This window comes from Amycolatopsis sp. H20-H5 (genome assembly GCF_035828755.1).
In the GTDB taxonomy this organism is placed as follows: Bacteria; Actinomycetota; Actinomycetes; order Mycobacteriales; family Pseudonocardiaceae; genus Amycolatopsis.
Map to the genome: position 1 here is coordinate 42753 of NZ_JAYMZS010000019.1, position 24299 is coordinate 67051.

At 71.3% G+C, this 24299-nt stretch carries 10 protein-coding genes; 3 read left to right on the top strand and 7 right to left on the bottom strand.

Going from position 1 to position 24299, the window contains the following annotated elements:
- Positions 1-68: 68 nt before the first annotated feature.
- The gene (locus QMK34_RS14180; protein ID WP_326414379.1) at positions 69-4013 is read right to left on the bottom strand and encodes a Pls/PosA family non-ribosomal peptide synthetase; all 3945 of its coding nucleotides are present in this window, start codon (positions 4011-4013) and stop codon (positions 69-71) included.
- Between the two features lie 383 nt (positions 4014-4396).
- Complete coding sequence (locus QMK34_RS14185; RefSeq protein WP_326414380.1) at positions 4397-5650, bottom strand: helix-turn-helix transcriptional regulator; 1254 nt, start codon at positions 5648-5650, stop codon at positions 4397-4399.
- A 59-nt stretch (positions 5651-5709) separates the two neighbouring features.
- On the opposite strand from QMK34_RS14185, the gene QMK34_RS14190 reads away from it, so the two are divergent.
- The gene (locus QMK34_RS14190) at positions 5710-7002 is read left to right on the top strand and encodes a helix-turn-helix domain-containing protein (RefSeq protein WP_326414433.1); all 1293 of its coding nucleotides are present in this window, start codon (positions 5710-5712) and stop codon (positions 7000-7002) included.
- A gap of 261 nt (positions 7003-7263) precedes the next feature.
- Positions 7264-9432, top strand: coding sequence for a protease pro-enzyme activation domain-containing protein (locus QMK34_RS14195; protein WP_326414381.1), 2169 nt, complete (start codon positions 7264-7266; stop codon positions 9430-9432).
- Positions 9433-9709: 277 nt separating this feature from the next.
- On the opposite strand, the gene QMK34_RS14200 is transcribed toward QMK34_RS14195, so the two are convergent.
- The 3 genes from QMK34_RS14200 to QMK34_RS14210 all read right to left on the bottom strand — a co-directional run bounded on the left by QMK34_RS14200 (position 9710) and on the right by QMK34_RS14210 (position 19142).
- Positions 9710-16201, bottom strand: coding sequence for a polyketide synthase (locus QMK34_RS14200; protein WP_326414382.1), 6492 nt, complete (start codon positions 16199-16201; stop codon positions 9710-9712).
- Positions 16198-17928, bottom strand: a complete 1731-nt coding sequence (locus QMK34_RS14205) for a fatty acyl-AMP ligase (RefSeq protein ID WP_326414383.1) — start codon at positions 17926-17928, stop codon at positions 16198-16200. Before QMK34_RS14205 ends, QMK34_RS14200 begins: the two co-directional genes overlap by 4 nt.
- A gap of 317 nt (positions 17929-18245) precedes the next feature.
- Positions 18246-19142 carry an alpha/beta hydrolase gene (locus QMK34_RS14210; RefSeq protein WP_326414384.1) on the bottom strand — a complete coding sequence of 299 codons (897 nt, stop codon included), beginning with the start codon at positions 19140-19142 and terminating at the stop codon, positions 18246-18248.
- A 134-nt stretch (positions 19143-19276) separates the two neighbouring features.
- Between QMK34_RS14210 and QMK34_RS14215 the strand changes: the two genes are divergently transcribed.
- Positions 19277-20617 carry an MFS transporter gene (locus QMK34_RS14215; protein WP_326414385.1) on the top strand — a complete coding sequence of 447 codons (1341 nt, stop codon included), beginning with the start codon at positions 19277-19279 and terminating at the stop codon, positions 20615-20617.
- On the opposite strand, the gene QMK34_RS14220 is transcribed toward QMK34_RS14215, so the two are convergent.
- Positions 20537-22633, bottom strand: coding sequence for an MMPL family transporter (locus tag QMK34_RS14220; protein WP_326414387.1), 2097 nt, complete (start codon positions 22631-22633; stop codon positions 20537-20539). The two genes, QMK34_RS14215 and QMK34_RS14220, sit on opposite strands and share 81 nt — an antisense overlap.
- Positions 22634-22871: 238 nt before the next feature.
- Positions 22872-24008, bottom strand: a complete 1137-nt coding sequence (locus tag QMK34_RS14225) for a PucR family transcriptional regulator (protein ID WP_326414388.1) — start codon at positions 24006-24008, stop codon at positions 22872-22874.
- Positions 24009-24299 lie beyond the last annotated feature (291 nt).

Genomic DNA, 24299 nt, shown 5'->3' on the forward strand with positions numbered 1-24299 from the left:
CTTCGGCTGACTGCCCCTGAAGGCCACCTTCACGGCGTTTTACGCTGTCATGGTGGCCTTCAGGGACCTCACCGCTGCCGGACGATCGGCGAGCCGTGCCAGCGGCTGTGTCCCGGCACCGACTCGGCGGCCATCACCAGCGAACCGGCGCCCACGGTGGCCGAGACGCCGACGCGGCTCCCCGGCAGCAGGATGCTGCGCGGCCCCAGTGTGGCGTGTCGTTCCAGCCGGATCGGCTCGAGCCGCATCACGCGGTCGTGGAACAGGTGCGTCTGCAGCACGCAGCCGCGGTTGACGTTCGCGCCCGCCCCGATCTCGATGAGGTCGGGTTCGGGCAGCCAGTGCGATTCGCACCAGACGCCACGGCCGATGCGCGCGCCCAGGCTGCGCAGCCACCAGTTCAGCACGGGCGTGCCGAGGAACGGCTGCACGAGCCAGGGCACGGCCAGCGTCTCGACGAAGGTGTCGAACAGCTCGTTGCGCCAGACGAACGAGCTCCACAAAGGATGCTTCCCGGCCCGGAAACGCCCGATCAGCACCCATTTCGCCAGGGTGGTGATCACACCGGCGACAATCCCGGCCGCGAACAGGACCACTCCCCCGGCGGCCGCCGCCGGCCAGAAACCGGCTTGGTCGTAGACGGAGGCGAACGCGGCGAAGATCCCCGCGCCCAGCACACCGGCGACGAACAACGGCACCAGGCGGCACAGTTCGACGGCCGCGCGAGCCAGCCGCAGCCGAGGCCGGGGAGCGTATGTGCGGGCGGGATCGTGGTCCTCGGCCTCACGGCGCAGCCGCATCGCCGGACGGCCCAGCCACGACGAACCGTCGGGGACGTCGTCGGGCGCGTCCGAAAGCACCCCGATCAGCGCGCCTTCACCGACACCGCGGCCAGGGCCGACGATGCCGGAGTTGCCCACGAACGCGCGGGCGCCGATGTCCACCCGGCCCAGCCGCACCCAGCCGTCCCGCAGCTCGTAGGGCGCGGCGAGGACGTCGTCGGCGAGGAACGCCGAATCGTCCACCCGCAGCATCTTCGGCAGGGTGAGCACAGTGGACAGTTCGACCGAACGGCCGACCTTGGCGCCGAGCACCCGCAGCCACACCGGCGAAAACAGGCTGGCGTAGAAGGGAAAGAGCGTCTTCCGTGCCATGTTCAGCAGATCGTGCACGAGCCAGGCCGCCCAGCCCGAGCGGCTGTGCACCGGGTGCACGCCCGGTTCGATCGCGAGGCTCGCCAGCCGCACCCCGGCGGCCACCAGCAGCGCGTGGCTGACGACGCCCGCCACCACCATCAGCGGCATCCACCGCAGCACGTCCCCGGTCGCGCTGAACAGCGTCGTACCACTGGGCAGCACCAGGAACGCGATCACCGTCGCCGGCAGCGCGGCGGCCGCGAGCAGGACGCCACGCAGGGCCGCGCTCACCGCGTACAGCGCCGCCCAGGTCCGCGAACGCGGCGGCCGCGCCGAAGGCCAGCCCTGCCCCGAAAGCGCGGCAGCCGCGGGTGAGCCGCCCCAGGTTTCGCCGTCAGGCACGGCCCCGCCGAGGCAAGAACCGGGCAGGAGTTCCGCCCCAGCACCGAGTTCGGCACCCGGCAGGAGCGTGCTCCGGCCGCCGACGCGCGCACTGGCCCCGATCCGCACCTCGCCGACGCGCAGGACGTCGCCGTCCAGCCACCAGCCGTTCAGGTCGGCCTCGGGCTCGACAGCGCAGCCGTCGCCGAACGTCGCGAGTCCCGTGACGGGCGGCAGTGTGTGCAGGTCGATGTCCTTCCCCACCACGCAACCGAGCAGCCGGGCGTAACGGGCGGCGAGCGGGGTACCGACGATGGCACCCGGCCCGAACGAGACGACGAACCGTTCCGCCGCCCAGAGCCGCAGGTGCGTCCGGCCGCCACGGGGATACGCACCCGGGGCGATCCGGCCGCGCAGCAGCCGGGCGACGGCCGCCGCGACGAAGATCCGGCACGACGGGGTGAACAGCAGGAGCCACGCCGGGACCAGCACCCACCACGACATCGTCGGCAGCCAGCTTTCCGGCAGGAACAGCGAGAGCACGTTGCCCAGCAACGCGATCACCAGCAACCAGCGGATGCCGGAGAAGCAGAGCAGCAGTAGTTGCGCGGGCACCTGGATCCACCCGGCTCGCCGGGGCGTGGGCTTGCCCTCGGCAGGCGGCTCGGCGGGTTCGGCGCCACCGGCGGTCAGCACCGAGCGCAACGCGGCCGGGGTGGGGTTCCGGTAGACCTCGGCCACCGAAACGCCGGGATACCACTCGCGCAGGAGGGAAACGAGCCTGGCCGCAGCGAGGCTGGTGCCGCCGAGGTCGAAGAAATCGTTGTCCGGGCCGACGTCCGCGCCGAGCAACGTGCCCCAGATGTCCAGCAGCCGCGCCATTTCCTCATCGACGTCAGTGTTGACGTCAGTGTTGACGTCAGTGTTGACGTCAGTGCGGATCGCCGGTTTCGCCGGAGGCAGCGGCCACGGCAGCGCCTCGCGGTCCACCTTGCCCGAGGCGCGGGCCGGGAACTCGGGCAGCACGGCCAGCCGGGGCACGAGCGCGGCGGGCAGCCGGTCACGCAGGAGACGCGTGGCGGCGGCCCGGTCGAACCGCCCGGGATTCCCGTCCACCGGCACGAGATAGCCGATCAGGACGTCGATGCCGCCCGCGGTCCGGCGGACCATGCTGGTGGCCGCGGCCACCGACGGCAGGCTGAGCAGGGCCGCGTCGATCTCACCGAGCTCGACGCGACGCCCGCCCAGCTTCACCTGGTTGTCCGCCCTGCCGACGAATTCGAGGCCGCCGGGCAGTGCGCGCACCAGGTCACCGCTGCGGTACGCCCGCGACCAGCCGAGACCCGGCAGCGGCACGTACTTCTCGGCGTCTTTCACCTGGTCCAGGTAGCGGCCGAGGCCGACCCCGCCGATGACCAGCTCCCCGACCGCGCCCCAGCGCACCGGGATCCCGGCCGGGTCCGCCGGGTCGACGACGGCGAGCCGCCAGCCGTCGAGCGGCCGCCCGATCCCGACCGGCTCACCCGCGCGCAGCCGCGTCGCGCAGGCCACCACGGTGGCCTCGGTCGGGCCGTAGGTGTTCCACACCTCGCGTTCGCCATCGTCGAAGCGCCGCACGACCTCCGGTGGGCAGGCCTCGCCGCCGACGATCAGGAGCCGGACGGCGGCCAGGCTTTCGGCGGGCCACAACGCGGCCAGGGTGGGCACGGTCGACACCACGGTGATCCCCCGCTCGCGAAGCCACGGCCCGAGGTCGGCGCCGCTGCGCACCAGCGAGCGCGGGGCGGGCACCAGGCAAGCGCCGTGACGCCAGGCCAGCCACATCTCTTCGCAGGAGGCGTCGAACGCGACGGACAGCCCGGCGAGCACCCGATCGCCCGGCCCGATCGGCTCGTCGCGCAGGAACAGGCGGGCCTCGGCGTCGACGAAAGCCGCGGCAGAACGATGGCTCACCGCGACGCCCTTGGGCTTGCCCGTCGAACCCGAGGTGAAGATGATCCAGGCGTCGTCGGCGGGGTCCGGCGGGCCGGAACGGCCGGTCGACGAGACCTCGGGGCGGAGCGAGAGCTTCGCGTCGGCGCCGATCACCGCGCGGACACCGGCTTCGCGCCAGACCAGCTCGGCTCGCTCCTCCGGGTCGTCGGCGTCGACGGGGACGTAGGCGGCGCCCGCGGCGAGGACCGAGAGCACGGCCAGGTGGAGGTCCACCGTCCCGGCGGCGACGCGCACGCCGACCCGGTCACCGGTGCCCACCCCCGAGGCGCGCAATCCCGCCGCGCGCCTGCGCACTTCGGCGTCGAGTCCGGCGTAGGTCAGCGCGCGTTCGCCGTCGTCGAGCGCCGGCGCGGCCGGCCGGCGGGAAACCGAGTCTTCCAGTATTCGCAGAAGGGTGCGTGCCGCCGGAGCTTCGACTGCCGGGAAAACGGCGAGGCCGAGATCCGGTTCGAGACCGTCGCTAGGTTCACGCAGCCTGATTCCGCGCGCGTCAAGCGTCACGGATCACCTCCTATAACTCGGATTTACCCGGGAACCGAGTACGCCGTGTCCTTATCGGCGAAGACCGGATTTCACCGGGAATACATCTGGCGGAACAACCACTAATTTCACGGTAGCACCGGTTCCTGTGTCCGCGGCGGCGCGAAGTCGCCCGCGTCCGGCTCACACAATCCTTACTATGCACAAACGGGACCACTCAACGGATTACGCGGCGTAGACCGCCAGGTCACCCTTCCCCGTAGACGTGACGACGATCTCTAATAAGGTTCTCATGAGAATCGAAAGAGTGAACACACAGGTATCTCTCAACATTCTCACAGGAACGGCGTGAGATGCTCTCGGCGAGCACCTCAGAATCGCCACGCCAGAATCGCTGAACCCGTCTATTCGGTCAGCGCGCGGGTCATTCGTTCGATGGTGCGCAGGCCTTCACTCAGTACCGAAGCCGCGTCCCCGGCGTTTCCCCGCACGGCCATCAGATCGGCCAGGTCGAGCAAGGTCCTGGCCAGATCATGGCGTGGGCCGGTCCGCTCGAACACGCGCGCGGCCGTGTTCAGCCGGACTTCGGCGGTGCCGAGCTCACCCTCGTCCGCGGCGAGCAGGCCGAGCTGGCGGTGAGCGCGGGCGGCCACCCGGGATTCGGCCTCCCCCTCGGCGAGGACGTCGGCCAGCAGGGCTCGCGCGCTCGCCGCGTGGCCGAGCAGGCGGTGCACCCCGGCCAGTTCCGTGGCGACGTCGGCCGCCTCCGGCCGCCTGCCCTCGGCCGCCAAGATCGTCCGCGCCTCGTCGAGGTCCGTGACGGCGCCGGCGAGATCACCGGCGTCCCGGCGGACGTGGGCCCGCGCCTGGTGACACAGCGCGAGTTCCGGCCGCAGGCCGAGCTGCCGGTGCGCCGCGCGAGCCTGCGCCACGGCGAGCGTCGCGTCGTCGAAGCGGCCGTCCCGCACCAAGGTGCGAGCCAGCCGGAGGTTGAGCTCGCGGACGAGCTCCGGGCTCCGCATCGCCAGCGCGAGTGCCTCGACCGCCGCCGTGGAACCGTCATCACCGACCTGGACGTCGCACGCGGCAAGATGCGCGTCGACGAAGAAAAGCGCCGCCGGATCGGGATGGCCGGACCCGTGCAGCTCGTCCCGGACCGTGCGCAGCAGATGCCGGGCGTAGCGGAACTCGCCCGACCGCCGCAGGCAGACCGCGCGCCCGGCACTCGCCTCGACAGTCAGATGCGGCGGCTCCCCGGCGAGCAGGACGCCCGCCCGCGCGTACAGCTCCGCCGCCTGCTCGAGATCCTCGGTGAGGACGGCGAGGTCGATGATCGCCCGTGCCCGCAGCCGGGGCGGCCCCACCGCGGCCAAGGCCAGCCGTGCCCGGTCACCGGCCACGGCGGCTTCGAGCAGGACGAGCTCCTGCTCGACGACGTGATCCGAGCTCCGGCCGGTGGCCAGCTCCCCCACCCCGAGGCCGAGCCGGAGGGCGAAATGCTGCAGCGCCTCCGCCGACGGGGTGCGCCGGTCGCTTTCGACGGCGGAGATGTAGCCGGGGGTGTACCGGGGCTCGGCGAGCTCGCGCTGGGTCAGGCCGAGGCCGGTGCGCAGCCGGTGGATCCGGCGGCCCACCGTCTCGTCGTCCCGCTGCTTCATCGCCCGCTCCGCCCCGGCTAACCTGGTGGTTTCTCCCGCGCAGGATAACGGTGGTGACCATGGAGGGCTTGGGGCAGCGGCTCCAGCGGCTGCGCGTCGAGCGCGGCCTCACCCAGCAGCAGCTCGCCGCGCCCCAGTACACCCGCGGGTTCCTCGCGACCATCGAAGCGGGCACCCGGGTGCCGTCGGTGGAGGCGCTGGACTACTTCGCCCAGCGGCTCGGCGCCCAGGGGGACGACCTCCGGCACGGCAGGCCGGCCGGTGCCGCCGAGGAGCTGACGGCCGAGCTCGAGCGTGGCCGCAGGTTGTTGTCACGCGGGCAGATCAAGGCCGCGGTGGAGCTCTTCGCCGCGACAGAGCGCGTCGCGAACGGCTATCAGCTGCCGGTCGTGGAGTGCTACGCCCGATACTGCGCCGCCGAGTCGGAGTTACACCAAGGCAAGCTCCCCGAGGCCTTGCGCGCCTACGAGCACGCCGAACTGCTGGCGGCCGGAGCCCCGATCGCCCTGCGTGCCACGCTCGTCCGCCGCCGCGCGCAGTGCCTGCTGAACCTGGAGTCCGTCGCCGCGGCGATCACGTTGCTGGAGGAAGGGCTGGCGGAGGTCAGGGCGGGCACGCCGGTCGATCCCGACGCCGAGCTGCGGCTGCTCGCGGGACTGATCACGCCCTATCACGAACTGGGCGCCCTCGGCCGGATGCTTGACATCGTCGACGAGGGGCTGGCCGTGGCGCCGCGGGCCACCCGGCAGGAGTGGGTCGCCACCTTCTACGACCTCGCCGGGCAGCGTGTCCTCGAGAGCAAGGGTTTCGCCGAGGTCGACCGCTGGTGGGAAAGCGCGCGGCAGACCTTCGCCGCACTGGGCCTGGACAGCGACGCGGGCAGCGTCCACTGGTCCCGTGGCTACGCGCTGAGCCAGGCCGAACGACTTTCCGAGGCGAGGACCGAACTGGGTGAGGCGCTGGCGACCTTCGACGCGGTCGGCCGGGTCCAGGACGCCGCGGGGGTGGCGCTCGAACTGGCCGACGTCTGCCGCAGGCTGGGGGAAACGGCCGAGGCGACGGAACTGGCGAACCGGGCCGCGAAGGTCTGCGCACGGCACGACCTGCTGGCCTGGCTGGCCGAGGCCGACCGGATCCTGGGGCTGCTCGCCGGGGAGGCGGGCGATCTGCCCTCGGCCGGACGACTACTGGAACGCTCCATCGACCGCTATTCCCGCGCCGGGAGCGTGTACGACACGGGCAAGACCTGCCGGCTCTACGGCGATTTGCTGCTGCGCAACGGAAAGACCGACGAAGCCCTTCGGGTTCTCCGCCTCGGCGCGCAGAACATAGCTTCGCAGACCCGCGCGTAGAACGAACCCTCCGAAGGTCTGTTGACGAGTCCGTGCGGCTTGACCTTTACTGCGTATGCATCAACTTGGTTAACACGAGTCAACATCAATGCTGCTTTTTCTGACGGCGAACACGTTAACAGTTAATACGGTTTCGGCGCACCCGTTTCCATGCACATTGACCGAATTGCGGTTTTACGACACAAAACGGACTTTCCACCATTCCCCTTGCCACGCCCTCGAACCAGTGCGCGGCCGGTGAACCCCACAGGGAGCAACCCGATGAGGAAAAGATTCCAGGTACTGGCACTGGCGGTAGCGCCGTTGCCGATACTCGCCACGGCGTTCACCGGTTCGGCGCAGGCCGCCGACCCGCAGGTGGCACTGACGGACAATGTCAGCCCCGCGGTGGCGCACAGCCAGCGCGTCGGTGACCTGCCCGCGGCCCAGCAGGTCTCGGTCGCGGTGGCGCTGAAGCTGCACAACACCGCGCAGCTCGACCGGTTCGTCGCCGACGTCGCGAACCCGCGGTCGCCGATGTACGGCAAGTACCTGACCCCGCAGCAGTTCGCCGCGCAGTACGGCGCGACCAAGTCCGAGACCGACCGCGTCACGGCCTTCTTGCGGGACAAGGGACTCACGATCAACTCGGTCTCCGGTCAGGTCGTGGACGCCACCGGCACGAGCGCGCAGCTCGCCGGCGCGTTCTCCACCTCGATGGGTCTCTACGACGACGCCGCGCAGCACCGGCAGTTCTTCGCCAACGACCGCGCGCCGCTCGTCCCGGCCGCGATCGCCGGTGTCGTGCAGGGTGTCTCTGGCCTCGACAACTTCGCCGTCCGCCACCACAGCGCGGTCTCGGCCCCGAAGGCCAACCCGAACGTCTCGGGCCTCGGGCCCGACGCGCTGCGGTCGATCTACAACACCAACCCGATCGGCGCCGACGGCAGCGGCCAGACCGTCGCGCTCTACGAATTCGACGGGTACAAGCAGTCCGATATCGCCGCATACGACAAGAACTACAACCTGGGTTCGTCGGCGCCGGTCACCGTGCCGGTGAACGGCCAGAATTACGACTCCAACCCCGGCGGCGGCGAGGCCGAGGTGGATCTCGACATCGAGATCGTGCAGGCGATGGCGCCGAAGGCCTCGACCCTCGTCTACGAAGCCGCCAACGACGACAACGGCGAGCTGAACATGGTCAACCAGATCGTCAAGGAGAACAAGGCGCCGGTCGTCTCGATCTCCTGGGGCATCTGCGAGAAGGACATCTCGTCTTCGCAGATGACCAGTGTGGACAACGGCTACAAGCAGGGCGCGGCACAGGGCCAGAGCTTCTTCGTCGCCACCGGTGACGACGGCTCCAAGGGCTGCGCCCGCAGCCAGTCCGGCTCGGGCGTCGTGGCCGCGGGCTGGCCGGGCACCTCGCCCAACGTCACCGGCGTCGGCGGCACCACGCTGACCGTGGGCAGCAACAACAGCTACGGCTCCGAGCGCGGCTGGAGCGGTTCCGGCGGCGGCACCTCGATCCAGTTCAACGCCCCGACGTGGCAGACCGGCGTCAACGGCAAGCGCACCGAACCCGACGTCGCACTCGACGCCGACCCGCAGACCGGCTACGCGGTCTACACCGGCGGCAAGTGGGCGCAGTACGGCGGCACCAGCTGCGCGGCCCCGATGTGGGCGGGCTGGGCGGCGTTGTACAACCAGAAGGCCAAGGCCAAGCTGGGCAACCCCGACGCGGCGATCTACGGCATCGGCAAGGGCAGCAACTACGGCTCGGCCTTCCACGACGTCACCTCGGGCAGCAACGGCGACTTCTCGGCCAAGACCGGCTACGACCAGGTCACCGGCTGGGGCTCCTACAACGGCAACGGCCTGTACACCGCCCTCAACGGCACCCCGACCGGCAACACCGTGTCGGTGACCAACCCGGGCGACCAGACCAACAAGGTCAGCGAAGCGGTCAACCTGCAGGTCAAGGCCACCGACTCCGCTCCTTCGGCGAAGCTGACCTACTCGGCTTCCGGCCTGCCAGCCGGGCTGTCCATCGACTCGGGCAGCGGCCTGATCACCGGCACCACGACGACGCAGGCAGTCTCCAACGTGACCGTCACGGCCACCGACGAGACCAACGCCTCGGGCAACACCGGTTTCAAGTGGACAGTCGGCACCCCGCCGACCGGCACCGTCACGGTGACGAACCCCGGCAGCCAGTGGGGCTTCCGGAACTTCGCCCTGTTCCAGACGATCCAGCTCTCCGCCACGGCCAGTGACGGCGGCTCGGTCACCTTCTCCGCCACCGGCCTCCCGCCGGGCCTGTCGATCAGCGCGTCCGGCGCCATCACCGGCACGCCGAGCACGGGCGGCAACTACTCGGTGACCGCGACGGCCACCGAAGCCAACGGCGCACACGGCTCCGCCACGTTCGCCTTCCAGATCTACGGCTAAGTCCCCACCGGGAGGGGGCAACCCGGACACACCGGGCTGCCCCCTCCCCGCACGCAAACCGTCACCACCGTAGAACTCAGGCCCCCGAGCGTGGAACTCGCGCCCGCCAGTGTGGGACTCGCCGAGTCGCCCCGACCCCCCCGGCGAGTCCCACACTCGGGGGCGCGAGTTCGGCGGATGGGGGGTCCGTACCAACGCAACTCGTCGACGAGTTGCGGGAGGGGGGCGGCGGGCCGGGGCTCCTGACGACGGTGTCAGGAGCCCCGGCCCGCCTTTTTCAGTACCGCACCCTGGCCAGCGACTCGGCCAGGTGCGACGCGATGACCTCGACGTTGGGCGGGTCGAGGACCGACAGGTGGTGGCCGGAGACGGTGACCACCTCCAGGTCACGGCACACCGCGTCCCAGCCGCGCGCCGGATCGGTGCGGTCGAAGCGCGGATCGCGCAGGCCGCCCGGCACCTGCTGTGCCGCGCTGTAGAACACGGCCGGTCCGGAATACTCCTGCGGCCGGTAGCGCTCCAGCAGCCGGGCATCGAGGAACGAGCTGCGCTGGTGTTCGAGGATCGCGCCGCTCACCCGCTCGTCCACCAGCCCCGCCGCGAGGATGGTCGCGACCAGCAGGTCCGCCTGTCCCTCGTCGTCGAGCCTGGCCAGTTCGGCGTAGGGCAGCTCGACCGACCGGCCATAGCTGGTCTCCAGGAACTCGCCGAAGCGCTGGAAACGGTGCTCCAGCAGGTCCACTTCGGACAGTCCGGTCTCCTGCGGCAACGGCAGTGGCAGGATGGGGTCGACCAGGCCGAGCAGCTCGACCCGCTCGCCCGCGAGGTCCAGCTGCCTCGCCACCTCGAACGCCAGGAACCCGCCGAACGACCAGCCCGCCAGCCGGTACGGCCCGCTCGGCTGGATCCGCCGCAGTTCCGGCAGGTAGCGCTGGACGCGCTGCTCGACGGTGCCGGTCCCGTTCACCCGGTCGAACCCGTAGGCCGGGATGTCCTCGGGCAGCAGGTCGACCAGCTGACGGAACACCGCCGTGTCCCCGCCACCGGGGTGGAAGAAGAACAACGGCGTCCCGTCGCCGCTCTCCCGCAGCGACCGGACCGGGCCCCGCACCGCGACGAGCTCACGGACGAGGCCCGCCATCAGCTCCACCGTCGGCCGCTCGAACAACGTCGCCCGGTCCAAGGCCGTGGCGGTGCGGGTACTCAGAAGTCGCGTGACATGGTCGGCCTTTCCTTTGTTGCCACCGTAGGCGGCGAATTCCTGTGTGACGCCCACCGGCACCCCCAGCACCTCCTCCCAGGCCGCGGCCACCAGGCGCTCCGCCGCGTCGCGCGGTGGCACCCGGACCACACCGGGACGCCGTGGCCGCGGCAGGTTCGCCGTTGCCACGACGTCGAGCTCGCCGAAGAGCCAGTCCCGCAGGTCCGCCAGGCTCGCGCCTCGCAGCAGGAGCGAAACCGCCGGAACGGCCTCGAAGTCGTGCTGCAGCCCGTTGCGGATACGGACCGCGAGCAGCGAGTCGACGCCCAGGCCGGTCAGGGGGACGTCGTCGGCCAGCTCGGCCGCGGCCAGCCCCATCACCGAGGCGATCCGGCCCCGCAGCTGGGCGGCGGCGAGTTCGCGGATGTCCGCCGGGTCGCGGTCGCGCAGCGCCGCGAGCCCCGGCCAGTCCGTCGCCGGGCCGGGCGCCTCGGCGTGCTCGGCGAGCAGCGCCTCGAAGAACGGGACCGTGGTCAGGTCGGGGAAGGCCGCCGCGAGCCGGGCCGTGTTGAGCCGTACCGCCCCCGGGGAAACAGCACCGCCGCCGGACCCGAGAACCTCACCGATCAGTCCGAGCCCCTCAGCCGGGCTGATCGGCGTCATCCACGGAACCTCGAGTCCGGCGGCGGCGCCGACCTCGGCCCAGGTGCCCCAGTTGATCGTGGCGGCGGGCAGGCCGCTCGCCCGGCGGAGCGCGACCACGGCGTCCAGGTAGGCGTTCGCCGAGGCGTACGCCGGTTGCCCCGGCAGGCCGTGCAGCGCGGTGGCCGAGGAAAAGCCCAGCCACCAGTCGAGTTCGAGGTCCACAGTGGCCTCGTGCAGGCGCCAGGCGCCGTAGGCCTTGGGCAGCCAAGAGCGACGCAGCGTCTCGGCGTCCAAAAGGGACACTGTCCGGTCGTCGAAGACCGCGGCGGCGTGTACCACCCCTCGCGCGGCCGCGCCGGTTCCGGCCGCCGCGAGCAGGCGCTCCGCGGTGCCGGGTTCGGCGATGTCGCCGAGCACGACCTCGATCAGGGTGCCGGTGGCGGTGAGCTCGTCGATGACGGCCATGGCCGCCGCGTTCGGCGCGGACCGTCCATTGAGGACGATCTTGGCCGCGCCGAGACCGGCGAGCCAGGACGCCAGCGAAAGGCCGAGCCCGCCGAGTCCGCCGGTGACCACGTAGCCACCGTCCGGCCGGACGACCGGGGTGTCGGCGGACCCCGGAGCCACGCCCGGCACCAGCCTGGCGACATAGCGGTGCCCGCCACGCCAGGCGACTTCGTCCTCAGTGGACTGTCCAAGCACCTCTGTCACCAGGTCCGCGGCCGGATCGGCGGCGTCCAGGTCGAGCCAGCTCACCCGCGACGCCGGGTGCTCGAACGAGAGCACCCTGACCAGTCCGCGCAGCGCGGCGGGTCCGGGACGCCCGGTTTCCCCGGACAGCACCTGAGCGGCGGACGAGGTGACGAGCCACACCCGGGGCGGCTGACCGCCCGCGTCGGTGATGGCACGCACCAGCTCGACAGTGTCCCCGACCGCGCGCAGGCCGCTCTCGGGCCGCTCCGCGTGCTGATCGTCCACAAAGAACACGACACCATCCACACCAGACACCGATGTAGCGTCCACTTCGGACACCGCCCGGATCGCCACGCCCGCCTTGTCGAGCGCGGCACCCGCGCGCACGGCCAGCGGGTGACCCGGCGCGGCGACCAGCGTCATCAAGCCGACGGCCTGCGGCTCGGGTGCGTCGGACACCTGCCACTCGCGGTCAAGCAGCTTCTCCCGCAACGGTGCGGCGAGCTCGGATCGGCGCACCCTGCGCACGAACACGTCCGTGATTTCCAGCAGCACCCGCCCGTCGGCGTCCAGCAGCCGCAGCTCGCCCAGCACGCCACCGGCCGCGGGTTCCGGCGGGGTCACCGAAACGTGGCTGGTCACGCCCACGCGAGGGTCCCCGAAGACCCGCACCGTGCCGAACTCCATCGGCAGGTACGCGTCCTCCGAGTCCGCTGTGGACAGAGCGGCGGCGAAAGTCTGCAGGCACGAGTCCAGCAGCACCGGATGGACGAAGTAGCCCGCGGGACGGGCCCCTTCGGGCACCTCGACGGTCGCCACCGCGCTCCAGTCCCCCGCGCGGGCGTCGAGCACCCCGGCGAAGGCAGGTCCGTAGTCGACGCCCAGCGAGCGAAGCCGCTGGTAGAGATCCGCGGCGGCCAACGGGTTCTCCGGCTCGTTCACCGGACGCCATGCCGACTCGCTCTCGCCCCGCTCGGCCACGGTCAGGCTGCAGTGCAGGACCCAGCCGTCGTCTCCCCTGGTGTGCACGCGGATGCGGCCGTCGGCGGCGGTGAACGTCGTGGTGACCCGGGTGTGCGCGGTCAGCGGCAGGGGCTGGTGCAGCGAAAGCCCCCGCAGCTCCAGCAGTTCGGGCGGACGGCCGAGCGCGGTCGCCGCGGCGGTGAAGGCCATCTCGACGTAGCACGCGCCGGCCAGCACCGGACGGCCGTCGATCCGGTGGTCGGCCAGCCACGGCCGGTGCTCGGTGCCGAGATCGGCCTGCCACAGGTGGGTGTCCGCGTCGGGCAGCTCGAGATGGACCCCGAGCAGCGGATGCGCGCCACCGGCCGCGGACCGGACGATCTTCGGCGCCCAGTGCTCGCGGTGCAGCCACGGCGTGCTCGGCAGGTCCAGCAACCGGCCCGAAGTCCACCCCGCGGCGTCACCGGCCGCGAGCGAGGCGCCGAGATTGACGTGGAACTGACGGCTTTCGTCCTCGCCGCGGCGAAGCGTGCCGAGCACGGTCACCGAGCGGTCTTCGGCCGTTTCGGTGATCGCGTGGTGCAGCACCGGATGCGGCGAAATCTCCACGAAGGTCGAGTAGCCGTCGGTCAGCGCCTTTTCGACAGCCTGGGTGAAGCGGACGGGACGGCGCGCGTTGGCCATCCAGTACTCCGCGTCGAACCGGACTTCGCCGGACTCGACGGCCGTCGGGTAGATCGGCACCCGCGGCTCGTGCGCGACGACCTCGGCCAGCTCCTTGCCGAGCAGGCCGATGACCGGCGCGATCAGGTGGGAGTGGCTGGCGACGTCGACGTTGACCAGCTTGGCCAGCAGCCCGCGCCGCCCGACCATCCCCACCAGCGCCTCGATCTGCGCCGAGTCACCGGAAACGACCGTCTGGCCGGGTGCGTTGTACACCGCGAGATCGACCCCGGGGTAGTACCGCAGCAGCTCGCCCACCTCGGCGGCGGACAACTCCAGCAACGCCATCGCGCCGTTGCCCGCGGTCGTGGCCAGCAGCCGTGATCGGCGGACCGCGATCCTCGCACCGTCGGAAAGGGACACCGCACCGGCGACGACGGCGGCGGCCACCTCACCGAGCGAATGCCCGATCACCGCGGCGGGCTCGGCACCGTAGTGCCGCCAGAGTGCGGCGAGCGCCACCTGCACGCCGAACAGCACCGGTTGCAGATCGGCGAACCCGATCGGCTCGATCCCGCTCTCCAGCACCTCGCGCAGCGGACGGCCTTCCGCGCGCAGCGCCGCATCGACCTCATCCACCGCGGCGGCGAACGCCGGTTCGGTGCGCAGCAGACTCCGGCCCATGCCCGCCCACTGCGAGCCCTGGCCGGAGAACACCCACACCGGACCGGCCTGATCGCGGCGGCCGGTGGCGACGCCGGGCGACACCGTCCCGGCGACCAGCGCGCGCAACCCGGTCACCAGCTCGGCGCGGTCAGTCGCGGTGACGACCGCGCGGAACCGCCCACTGGCCCGCCTGGCCAAGGAATGCTCCACATCGGACAGTGGCAGCCGGTCGCCGGGACCGTCGAGCCAGTCGGCGAGCCGCACCGCCGAGCGGCGCAACCGGTCGGCAGAGCCACCCGCGAGCAGGTACTTGCGCGGGTGCCCGTCGACCGGCTCGTCGAGCCGCACCAGCGGCGCCTGCTCGGCGATCACGTGGGCGTTGGTGCCGCCGAAGCCGAACCCGGAGATCCCGGCGCGTGCGGTGTGGCCACCGCCGGGCCAGGGCTGCTGCTCGGCGACGACGGACAGGCCGAGGTCCTCGAACGGGATGTGCGGGTTGGGTTCGGTGAAGTGCAGGCTCGCCGGGATGCGGCGGTTGGCCAGCGCGAGGACGACCTTGATCAGCCCGGTGATTCCCGCCGCGGCCTCGAGGTGGCCAAGGTTGGACTTCACCGAACCGAGCAGCAGCGGCCGTTCGGCCGGGCGGCCATGGCCGAGCACCGCGCCGAGCGCGCTGGCTTCGATCGGGTCGCCGAGCAGGGTGCCGGTGCCATGCGCCTCGACGTAGTCCACATCGGACGGTGCGATCCCGGCCGCGGCGCAGGCCGACCGCAGCAAAGCCTGCTGTGCGATGGGATTCGGCGCGGTCAGCCCGTTGGACCGGCCGTCGGAGTTCACCGCCGACCCCTTGAGCACGGCCAGCACCCGGTCACCGTCGGCCAGCGCCTTGCCCAGCGGTTTGAGCACGACCACCCCGGCGCCCTCGGCGCGCGCGATCCCGTCGGCGGAGGCGTCGAACGGCTTGCACAGCCCGTCCGGCGAGGTGATGCCCATCTGGTCGAAGTTGACCGTGACCCCGGGGCTGAGCAGCAGGTTCGCCCCGGCCGCCAGCGCGACCTCGCTCTCCCCCGCGCGCAGGCTCTGCATCGCCAGGTGCACCGCGACCAGCGACGACGAGCACGCGCTGTCCACGGCGACACTCGGGCCGCGCAGGTCGAGCACGTACGACAGCCGGTTCGCGGCGATGCTCAGCGCCGAACCCGTCCCGCTCCAGGCGTCGATCTTGCTGACGTCGCCGAGCGTCAGCTGGCCGTACTCGTTGCCGCTGATCCCGACGAACACCCCGGTCGAGCTGCCGCGCAGGCGATCCGCGGCCAGCCCGGCGTGTTCCAGCGCCTCCCAGGCGACCTCCAGCAGCAGCCGCTGCTGCGGGTCCATGGCACTCGCCTCGCGGGGCGTGATGCCGAAGAACTCCGCGTCGAACTCGGAGATCGAGTCCAGGAAACCGCCCCAGCGAGTGGTCCGGCCCAGCGCCTCGGCCTGCTCCGGCGAGTCGTGCCCGAACTGCTCCCAGCGGTTGTCCGGCAGCCGCGAGATCGCGTTCTCGGCGGCGATCAGCAGTCGCCAGAAGTCGTCGGGACCGCGGATGCCGCCGGGCAGGCGGCAGCCGACGCCGATGACCGCGATCGGCTCGGCGAACGAGGCAGCCGAGGCGGCCGGAGCCGGGGCCCCGGCCGCCGACGAGCTGATGGAGGTGCCCTCCTCCTTGTCCCCGGTCAGTGCCGTGGCCAGCGCGCTGATAGTCGGGTGCTGCCACAGCAGTTCGGTGGGGAGCTCGCGATCGAGCTCGTCCTCGAGGTCGCCGGTCAGTTCGACGGCGTCGCGCGAGGTGAGGCCGTACTCGCGAAGCGGGCGGTCGGCGTCCACTTCGGACACCGCGATCCCGCAGACCTCGGCGATCCTGGCGGTCAGCCACTGGCGAAGCTGCGATCTGATCATGACAACTCTCCTGACAAGTACAGCGCGCGGGTCGCCGCACGGGCGATCTTCCCGCTGGAGGTGCGAAGGACGGTGCCCGGACGGGCGAGGACGAAGTCGGCGAGCCGCAGGTCGTGGTGCCGGGAGACGACCACGCGCACCGCGCGCTCGACCTCCGACGGCTCCCGATCCGCGGCGTCCACGTGGCTCGAGTACTCGGCGACCACCACGGGCGCCTCGCGGCCCTCGCGGGTCACGCTGAACACGGCGAGCCGGTCGCGCCGCAGGGCCGGGTGGGACTCCTGCACGGTCGCCTCGATGTCCTGCGGGTAATGGTTCTTCCCGTCGATGATGATGAGGTCCTTGAGCCTGCCGGTGATGAACAGCTCGCCGTCGTGGCGGACACCGAGGTCGCCGGTGCGCAGCCAGCCGCCTTCCGGGGACCCGCCGCCGAGCCGTCCGCCGAAGGTCTCGGCCGACCGTTCCGGCTGACGCCAGTAGCCGTCGGCGACGTTGGCCCCGTGCAACCAGATCTCGCCGACGTCGCCGTCCGCCATCGCGACGCCGCGATCGCCGTCGACGATCCGCAGCTGCTGGCCGACCGGGACCCCGGCGGAGACCAGGGTCAGCGCCCGGTCGTCGCCGGTGGCGACCTCGATCGCCCGTCCCGCGCTGAGCTCGGCGCGATCGAGTGTCACGACCCGCGGCGGTCGCGGCGGCGTCGTGCTGACGAAGACCGTCGCCTCGGCCAGCCCGTAGGACGGCCGGTGCGCGTCGGCGCGGAACCCGAGCGGCCCGGTGGCGGCCAGGAAACCCGCGATGGTCTCCGCCCGGACCGGCTCGCTGCCGTTGATCGCGACCCGCACCCCGCTGAGGTCGATCGGCGCACCACTGTCCTCCTTGGACAGTTTGGCGGCGGCGTACTCGTAGGCGAAGTTCGGCGCCGCGGTGATCACGTCCGGGTGCGCGCCCAGCATCCGCAGCCAGCGGACCGGGCGGCGGGTGAAGGCGAACGGGGTGGTGAAGACCGAGTGGCAGCCCGCGTACACCGGCAGGCAGACAAGCTGGACCAGGCGCATGTCGTGGAAGAACGGCAGCCACCCGACACAGGTGCTGTCCTGGTCGATGCCGAAACCCTCGACGACCTGGCGCACGTTCACCGCCAGCGCCCGGTGCGTGATCACCGCGCCCGCCGGTGTCCTGGTCGAGCCTGAGGTGTACTGCAGATACGCGGGCTGCTCCGGCGAAACGGGCACCGGCCGGTAGTCCGCGGCCAGCTCACTGTCCACAGTGTCTACCGCGACCAGGTGTTTTGGCCGGGGAACGGGATGGTTGTTCATCAACCCGCGGATGTCGGCCATCGCCGACTCCGAAGTCAGCCACACCTCGGGGTCGCAGTCGGCCAGCGCGCCGACCAGCCGCTCCCCGTGCGAGCTCACCTCGGGGGCGAACAGCGGGACCGCGATCACCCCGGCGTACAGCGCGCCGAAGAAGCCGACCACGTAGTCGAGGTTCTGCGGGCACAGCACGGCGACGCGCTCACCGGGCCCGGTGATCTGCGCCAGCCTCGCCGCGACGGCGCGGGCCCGGCGATCCAGTTCGGCCCACGACAGCGTCGTCTCCACCCCGTCGCGGTGCTCGCCGTAGTCGACGAACGTGAACGCGGGCCGATCGGAGTCCCAGCGGCTCGAGAGCGACGAGGTCAGCGGGCCGAACTCGGCGGAGAAATCGATTTCTGGGTTAGGCATGACGCTCCCACCTTGTGCGTGCTCGGGTACAAGTTCGTCTACTGATTTGAAGGCTCTTCGAAGCTCGCCCGGCCACCTTGCGGGACGATCAGTCTTCACCACGTAAGCGACCGTTCGCGGTCATTCCGGCCGACACTGCCGACCCGCCGCGAACGTTACCGCCAGTACTTTTGCCTCCGCAAGACCGTCACCATTGTGAGACGAGGCACTGCACGCTTAAAACCACAGTTCACCGGTCATAAGTACCCCGCACGGAGCCTTACCGGCGTTTTTCACACTTTTCACAGGTACGCGGTATTAACAGTTCGCCGGTGAATTCAAATACAGTTTCGCTCGCACTTCAACGACTCGACGAGAAACGGCCACGACCGCGACAGCGCGCGCTGCCAGGACGGCCAGTCATGGGTTCCCTCGCCGAAGCTGGTGAGTGCGGGCGACCCGAGCTCCACCAGCCGTTCGGCCAGCTCACGGCTGGCCGGGCCGATCAGCCTTTCCAGCAGCTGGTCTCCAGGCGCGGGCGGGTCTCCCGCCACCCGGTTCCCGTCCCCCGCGGCCAGGTAGACGGGCGTGCCGACCAGCCCGTCCGCCAGCCGGTACGGATCGTTGCTCAGCCAGGCCCGGCGGTGCGTCCAGCGACTGCCCCACATTCGCCCGATCCGCTCACCGACCGTGTACAGATATCGCCTGAGCAGCATGGGTGTGCCGAATCGCGTGGTGTGCACCAGGCCGCTGTAGGAGGCGACAGCCGCGAACAGCCCGGGGTTGCGGGCGGCGTAGACCAGGGCGCCGTAGCCGCCCATGGAGACCCCGGCGATCGCCCGCCTGCTGCCGCCGCAGTAGCGCCGCTCGATCAGTTCCCGCAGCTCCACCAGGTGAAACCGCGGCCAGTCAGGCGTCGTGCCACGCTGGTCGGGCTTGCGCCACTGGGTGTAGAACCCCGCCCGGCCGCCGTCCGGCAGCACCACGAGCACGTCGTCGGCCAGCGCCCTCGCCGCGATATCGGTGTGTTTCGTCCAGCATTCGGGACCGTCGTCACCGCCGTGCAATAAATAGAGCACCGGCCAGCGCCGGCGGCCACCGGGTTTCCAGTCACGCGGCGTCAGCAAACGCACGGGCACGGTTCTGCCCAGTGCCGTCGACCGCACCTGGAGATCGACCGAATTACACCGGCCGAGCAGTTCCGCGGTTACCTCGATTTCACCATGAAGATACATTTGTCCCTCGGCACTGTTTGCTGTTCTGTTTGCCCCGGCTATCGTGGGGTGAACCGGGTCGGCACGGGTGTGAATCCGTATTCCGCCGCCGCCCCTTCCAACCACACCCGATCGACGCCGGGAAGGCCTTTCCTATGAATTCTGCGTACCCCTTTCCCGATACCGGCGTCCGCCGCGGCGGGTGGACCCTGGTGGCCGTCTCACTCGGCGGGATGATGGTCGGCCTCGACGGCACGGCGCTGACCATCGCGGGGCCGGAGATCGCCCGCTCCACCGGTTCGTCGCTGGCCGATCTGCAGTGGATCACCAACGCGTACCTCCTTGCGCTGGCGGTGTTCCTGTTCCCGGCCGGCCGGTTCGCGGACCGGTTCGGCAGGCGGCGCCTGTTCCTGGCCGGCGTGCTCGGCTTCGGCCTGGTGTCGCTGCTCATCGCGTTCACCTCGACGACCGGGCCGCTGATCGCTTTGCGTGCGGCACAAGGGTTGTGCGGGGCGATGCTGCAACCGGCCGCGCTCGCGCTGCTGCGCGTCGCCTTCCCGCCGCACCGGCTTGAGCTGGCGCTGGGCATCTGGGGTGGCGCGGCCGCGGCGTCCATCGCGGCCGGGCCGATCGTGGCCGGGCTGCTCGTGCAGCGGTTCGGCTGGCAGGCGGTGTTCGCGGTCAACGTCCCGATCTCGGTGCTCACGGTGCTGCTCACCCTCGCCACCGTGACCGAGTCCCGGGTTCGGGGCGTACAGGGCAGAACCCGGGATCTGCTGCGTGCTCCCGGGGTGGTGATCGGCGCGACACTCACGATGCTGAGCTACTTCTCCCTGTTCGGCATCCTGTTCTTCCTGACCCTGTACCTGCAGAACGTGCGGGGCCTCGACCCGATCGGCGCCGGGGTGTGGCTGCTGCCGGTCACCGTGGTCGTCGTGCTCAGCGCGCCGCTCGGTGGCGCGCTGACCGCGAGGTTCGGCCCCCGGCTGCCCGCAGCGGGCGGGCTCGCCCTGATCGCCACCGGTCTGCTCGGCTTCACCCGGCTCGACGCCACCACCGGCTGGACCAGCGCGCTGCCCGCCTCGATCGTGCTCGGGCTCGGCACCGGGATCGCGCTGATCGCCTCGACCCAGGTGATCATCTCGGGGGCGCCGGTGGCGATGTCCGCGCTGGCGTCGGCGCTGCAGCAGGTGGCCACCCAGGTCGGCGGGGTGCTCGGGATCGTCGTGCTCGGCGCCGTGATGTCGTGGCGGGCCGGTTACTTCGTCGCCGACGAGTCCGTGACGCAGGGAACGGTGCCTCCGGGGGTGAGTCCGGCCGACGCGCATCTCGCCTTCCTGGCGGGCTTCGCGGCGACAGCGGTGGCCGCGGCCGCGGTCGTCGGGGCGGGAGCGGTGATCGCACTGCGGGTCCGCTCAGGCCGCGCCGGTGCGCAGCCGGCCGGGCCACCAGAGCGTACGTCCGATGTGGACAGTGAGCGCCGGCACCAGCAGTGAGCGGACGATCAGCGTGTCGAGCAGGACGCCGAAGGCGACCAGGAACGCGATCTGCGCCATGAACAGGATCGGCAGCACCGACAACGCGGCGAAGGTCGCGGCCAGCACCACCCCGGCCGAGGTGATCACCCCGCCGGTGACGGACAGCGCCTTGAGCGCGCCGGCCTTGGTGCCGAGGTGCCGCGCCTCCTCGCGGACCCTGGTCATCAGGAAGATGTTGTAGTCGATGCCCAGCGCCACCAGGAAGACGAACGCGTAGAGCGGCACCGACGGGTCCGAGCCGGGGAAGCCAAGGACGTCGTTGAACACCAGGGCCCCGACGCCCAGGGTGGCGGCGAACGACAGGACCACGGTCGCGATCAGCATCAGCGGGGCCAGCAGCGAACGCAGCAGCAGCGCCAGCACGCAGAAGATGACCAGCAGGACGATCGGGATGATGACCATCCGGTCGCGCTCGGCCGCGTCGTTGATCTCCTGCTGCACGGCGGTCTGCCCGCCCACCTTGGCCTGGGCGCCGGGCACCGCCCGCACGGCGTCGCGCAGCTTGCCGACGGTCGTGGCCGCGGCGTCGGAGTCCGCCGGGTTCCGCAGGGTCGCGTCGATCTCGACCAGCCCGTCGATCACCCGCGGCGCGTTCGTGCCCGCGGCGGCCGACACCTGGGCGCCCGCCACGCCGTCGACGGCGCCCGCCGCGGCGACCACCTGCGCCGCGGTATCCTTTGTGGACACGATCACGGCCGGATCGCCGGCGCCGCCGGGGAAATGCCGGGCCAGCGTCTCCTGCCCGGACACCGCTTCGACGCGGTTGAGGAACACGTCGGACTGGCTCACCCCGGTCGACTTCAGCATCGGCGCGAACGCGGCCAGCGCGGCCAGTACGAACGCGGTCACCACCCAGACCGTGCGGAACCGGCGGCCGACCAGCTTCGAAACCCGTTCCCACAGGCCGTCGCGCGGCTTGCTGGGCAGTCTCAGCGGCCAGAACGCGGCACGGCCCAGCAGGGCGAGCATGGCGGGCAGGAAGGTGAGCGACGCCAGCAGTGACGCCCCGATGCCGATCGCGGCGACCGGCCCGAGCCCCTTGTTGGACGTGAGCTCGCTGAAGAGCATGCACAGGAGGCCGAGCACGACCGTCCCCGCCGAAGCGGTGATCGATTCGACCGAGGCGCGCAGCGCGACCACGACGGCCACCCGCGGATCGCTCAGCTGCGTCAGTTCCTCCCGATATCGCGCGACGAGCAGCAGCGCGTAGTCGGTCGAGGCCCCGAAGACGAGAATGAACAGAATGCCCTGCGACTGCCCGTTGAGCGTCAGCGCACCGCCCGATGCCAGCGGATAGACCACGGCCGCGGCCGCGATGAGCGCGAGCCCGGCGGTGGCCAGCACGACCACCGGCAGCAGCGGGCTGCGGTAGACCAGCGCGAGGATGAGCACCACCGCGATCGCCGTGATCACCAGCAGTTTGCCGTCGATGCCGCCGAAAACCTCGCTGAAGTCGGCGTTGTACCCGCCCGGCCCGGTGACGGCGGCCGTGAGGCCCGCGGGCGCGCCGGCGTGGAGGATCTCCCGCACGGACTTCACCGTCTCACCGGCCGCGAAACCGTCCACACCGGACACCGGCACGACGAGCTGCACGGCTTTACCGTCCTGAGAGGACACCGGCGGACTCACCGGACCGGACAGGCCGCCGAGCTTCGCGATCCCCGCCGCGTCCCGGGTGATCGCCGCGCGGTCGGGCTCGGTGATCCCGCCGTCACGGCTGTAGATCACCAGCGCGGGCAGGACCTTGCCGCCCGCGAAGCGCTCCTGGAGATGGGCGACCTCGGTCGCCTCGGCGGAGGCGGGCAGGAAGGAGGCGCCGTCGTTGGTCTGCACTTTCGAGAGCAGGCCGGGGAAAGACGCACCCAGGACGCCGAAGACGAGCCACGCGAGCGCGATCAGCGCCGGGAGCAGCCAGCGGCGCCGCACCGGCGCCGGGGGATCTTCGGTCGACTTGTTGGCCAGCCGCAGGCTCATGGGACACCTCGGGGAGTGCGACAGAGAATGGACAGAATGGGACGCCCGTACAGGGCTCACCTAACTGACAACCACACCGGCGGGCAAGCATCGACCGGCGACTTTCGTTCACCCTGCGAACGGGTTCGCGACGCCAGGACCGGGCGAGTTCCCGGTGCCACGCGCTCTGCCAGGTGATTTGCCCCGCCCGGCGGGTGAAGTGAAATGTGAAAATCACCGGCTGTGGTCCGGCTCTCACTCAGCGATCCGAAGTGGACCCCGGTCCGAGGCCGAGCCGGACGAGCCACCAGAGCTCCGCGAGGTCCCCGGGTTCGTGCAGGTCCGCGCCGGTGAGTTCACTGAACTGGGCCAGCCTGCGCCGCAGCGTGTTGACGTGCACGTGTGACGCGGCGGCGGCCTCGTCCACCCGCAGGCGGTGCGCCAGGTGGACGACCACCGAACGCCAGATGTCTTCGCCGTAGGAACCCTTGTCCTGCAACGGTTTCAACAGCCGGTCGACGAGAATGCGGGTCAGGTCGGGGTCGGTCGCCGCCACCGCGGCCAGTCGCAACGTCTCCAGTTCGTGCGCGCCGGACAGGCCGAGTCGCGAAGCCGCCGCGAGCGCGCGGCCCGCCGAACGCGCGGACACGGACAGGTCCTGCGGCGCGCAAACCGGCCCGAGCCCGAACGTGCCGAGCCCGGCCGGGAGCCGGACTCCGGCGTCGAGCACGCCGAGCACGTCCTCCCTCCCCACCGCGGCCACCACCCCGCCGGACGGCATCGACTCGCGCAGCACGGAAACCGTCACGTCGGCGGCGAGCCTCCCGCGCAGCGCCGCGTACCGGCCGCCGGGGTCCAGCCCGAGGCGGGCGAGATGCTGGCGGCTCGCCGCGGCGGAACCCGGCCCGCCCAGCAGCGCCCGCAGCGACTCACCGATCCGCTGCTCGTCCTCCCTGGCGACGCGCAGCTCGACCTCGTGGTGTGCGGTGGCCGCGGCGACGGTGACGACGTCGAGCCAGCGCCACATCAGCTGGACCGTGACGAGCAGCTCCGAGTCGCCGGCGCCACGCTTGCGCGCCAGCGCCGCGACCAGCTCCCAGCAGTCCTCACCGGCCACCCGGTAGGCGGCGAGCACCGCGGCGAGGCTGACCCCCTCGCGAGCGCGCCCGGCGCCGATCTCGGTGATCCTCCGCAGTTCGGCGGGATCCGGCAGCCGGTTTTCCCGCAGGTGGGCCAGCGCGACGGCGATGATCCGGTGGTTCCCGGCCCGCAGGTCCTCGTCGGTGACGGCGTCGTACTCGGGGACCTCGGCGCGAATCCGCGCGACCAGCCGGTCGACGACCTCGTCCAGCCTGCCGGGTTCGCCCAGCAGCTCGTCCAGTACCGCGGCGGTCATGGTGGAAACCTCCAGCCGAACGTCCTCGGGACGCCCGATAAATACAGTGTCGACCCGGGTTCATTGTCGCAAACTCCCGCCTCCCGGATCATGGACCGATCCGGCCATCGCCGACCGGACGACGTCGCGACGGGAGACGCACCGCATGCAGCTCACCCCCTTGGCCAACCAGGTCGCCGCACTGGCCGAAGCCGATCCCGGCCGGCCCGCGATCACCTGCGAGGGTCACTCGATCGGGCGACGGGAGCTGGATCAGCGCAGCACCGCGCTGGCCCACGCGTACGCGGGACT

What these genes read in the sequence shown, in the direction of transcription:
- QMK34_RS14185 (WP_326414380.1), bottom strand. Translation starts at nt 5,650, where the DNA reads ATGAAGCAGCGGGACGACGAGACGGTGGGCCGCCGGATCCACCGGCTG.
- QMK34_RS14190 (WP_326414433.1), top strand. Translation starts at nt 5,710, where the DNA reads ATGGAGGGCTTGGGGCAGCGGCTCCAGCGGCTGCGCGTCGAGCGCGGC.
- QMK34_RS14195 (WP_326414381.1), top strand. Translation starts at nt 7,264, where the DNA reads ATGAGGAAAAGATTCCAGGTACTGGCACTGGCGGTAGCGCCGTTGCCG.
- QMK34_RS14200 (WP_326414382.1), bottom strand. Translation starts at nt 16,201, where the DNA reads ATGATCAGATCGCAGCTTCGCCAGTGGCTGACCGCCAGGATCGCCGAG.
- QMK34_RS14205 (WP_326414383.1), bottom strand. Translation starts at nt 17,928, where the DNA reads ATGCCTAACCCAGAAATCGATTTCTCCGCCGAGTTCGGCCCGCTGACC.
- QMK34_RS14210 (WP_326414384.1), bottom strand. Translation starts at nt 19,142, where the DNA reads ATGTATCTTCATGGTGAAATCGAGGTAACCGCGGAACTGCTCGGCCGG.
- QMK34_RS14215 (WP_326414385.1), top strand. Translation starts at nt 19,277, where the DNA reads ATGAATTCTGCGTACCCCTTTCCCGATACCGGCGTCCGCCGCGGCGGG.
- QMK34_RS14220 (WP_326414387.1), bottom strand. Translation starts at nt 22,633, where the DNA reads ATGAGCCTGCGGCTGGCCAACAAGTCGACCGAAGATCCCCCGGCGCCG.
- QMK34_RS14225 (WP_326414388.1), bottom strand. Translation starts at nt 24,008, where the DNA reads ATGACCGCCGCGGTACTGGACGAGCTGCTGGGCGAACCCGGCAGGCTG.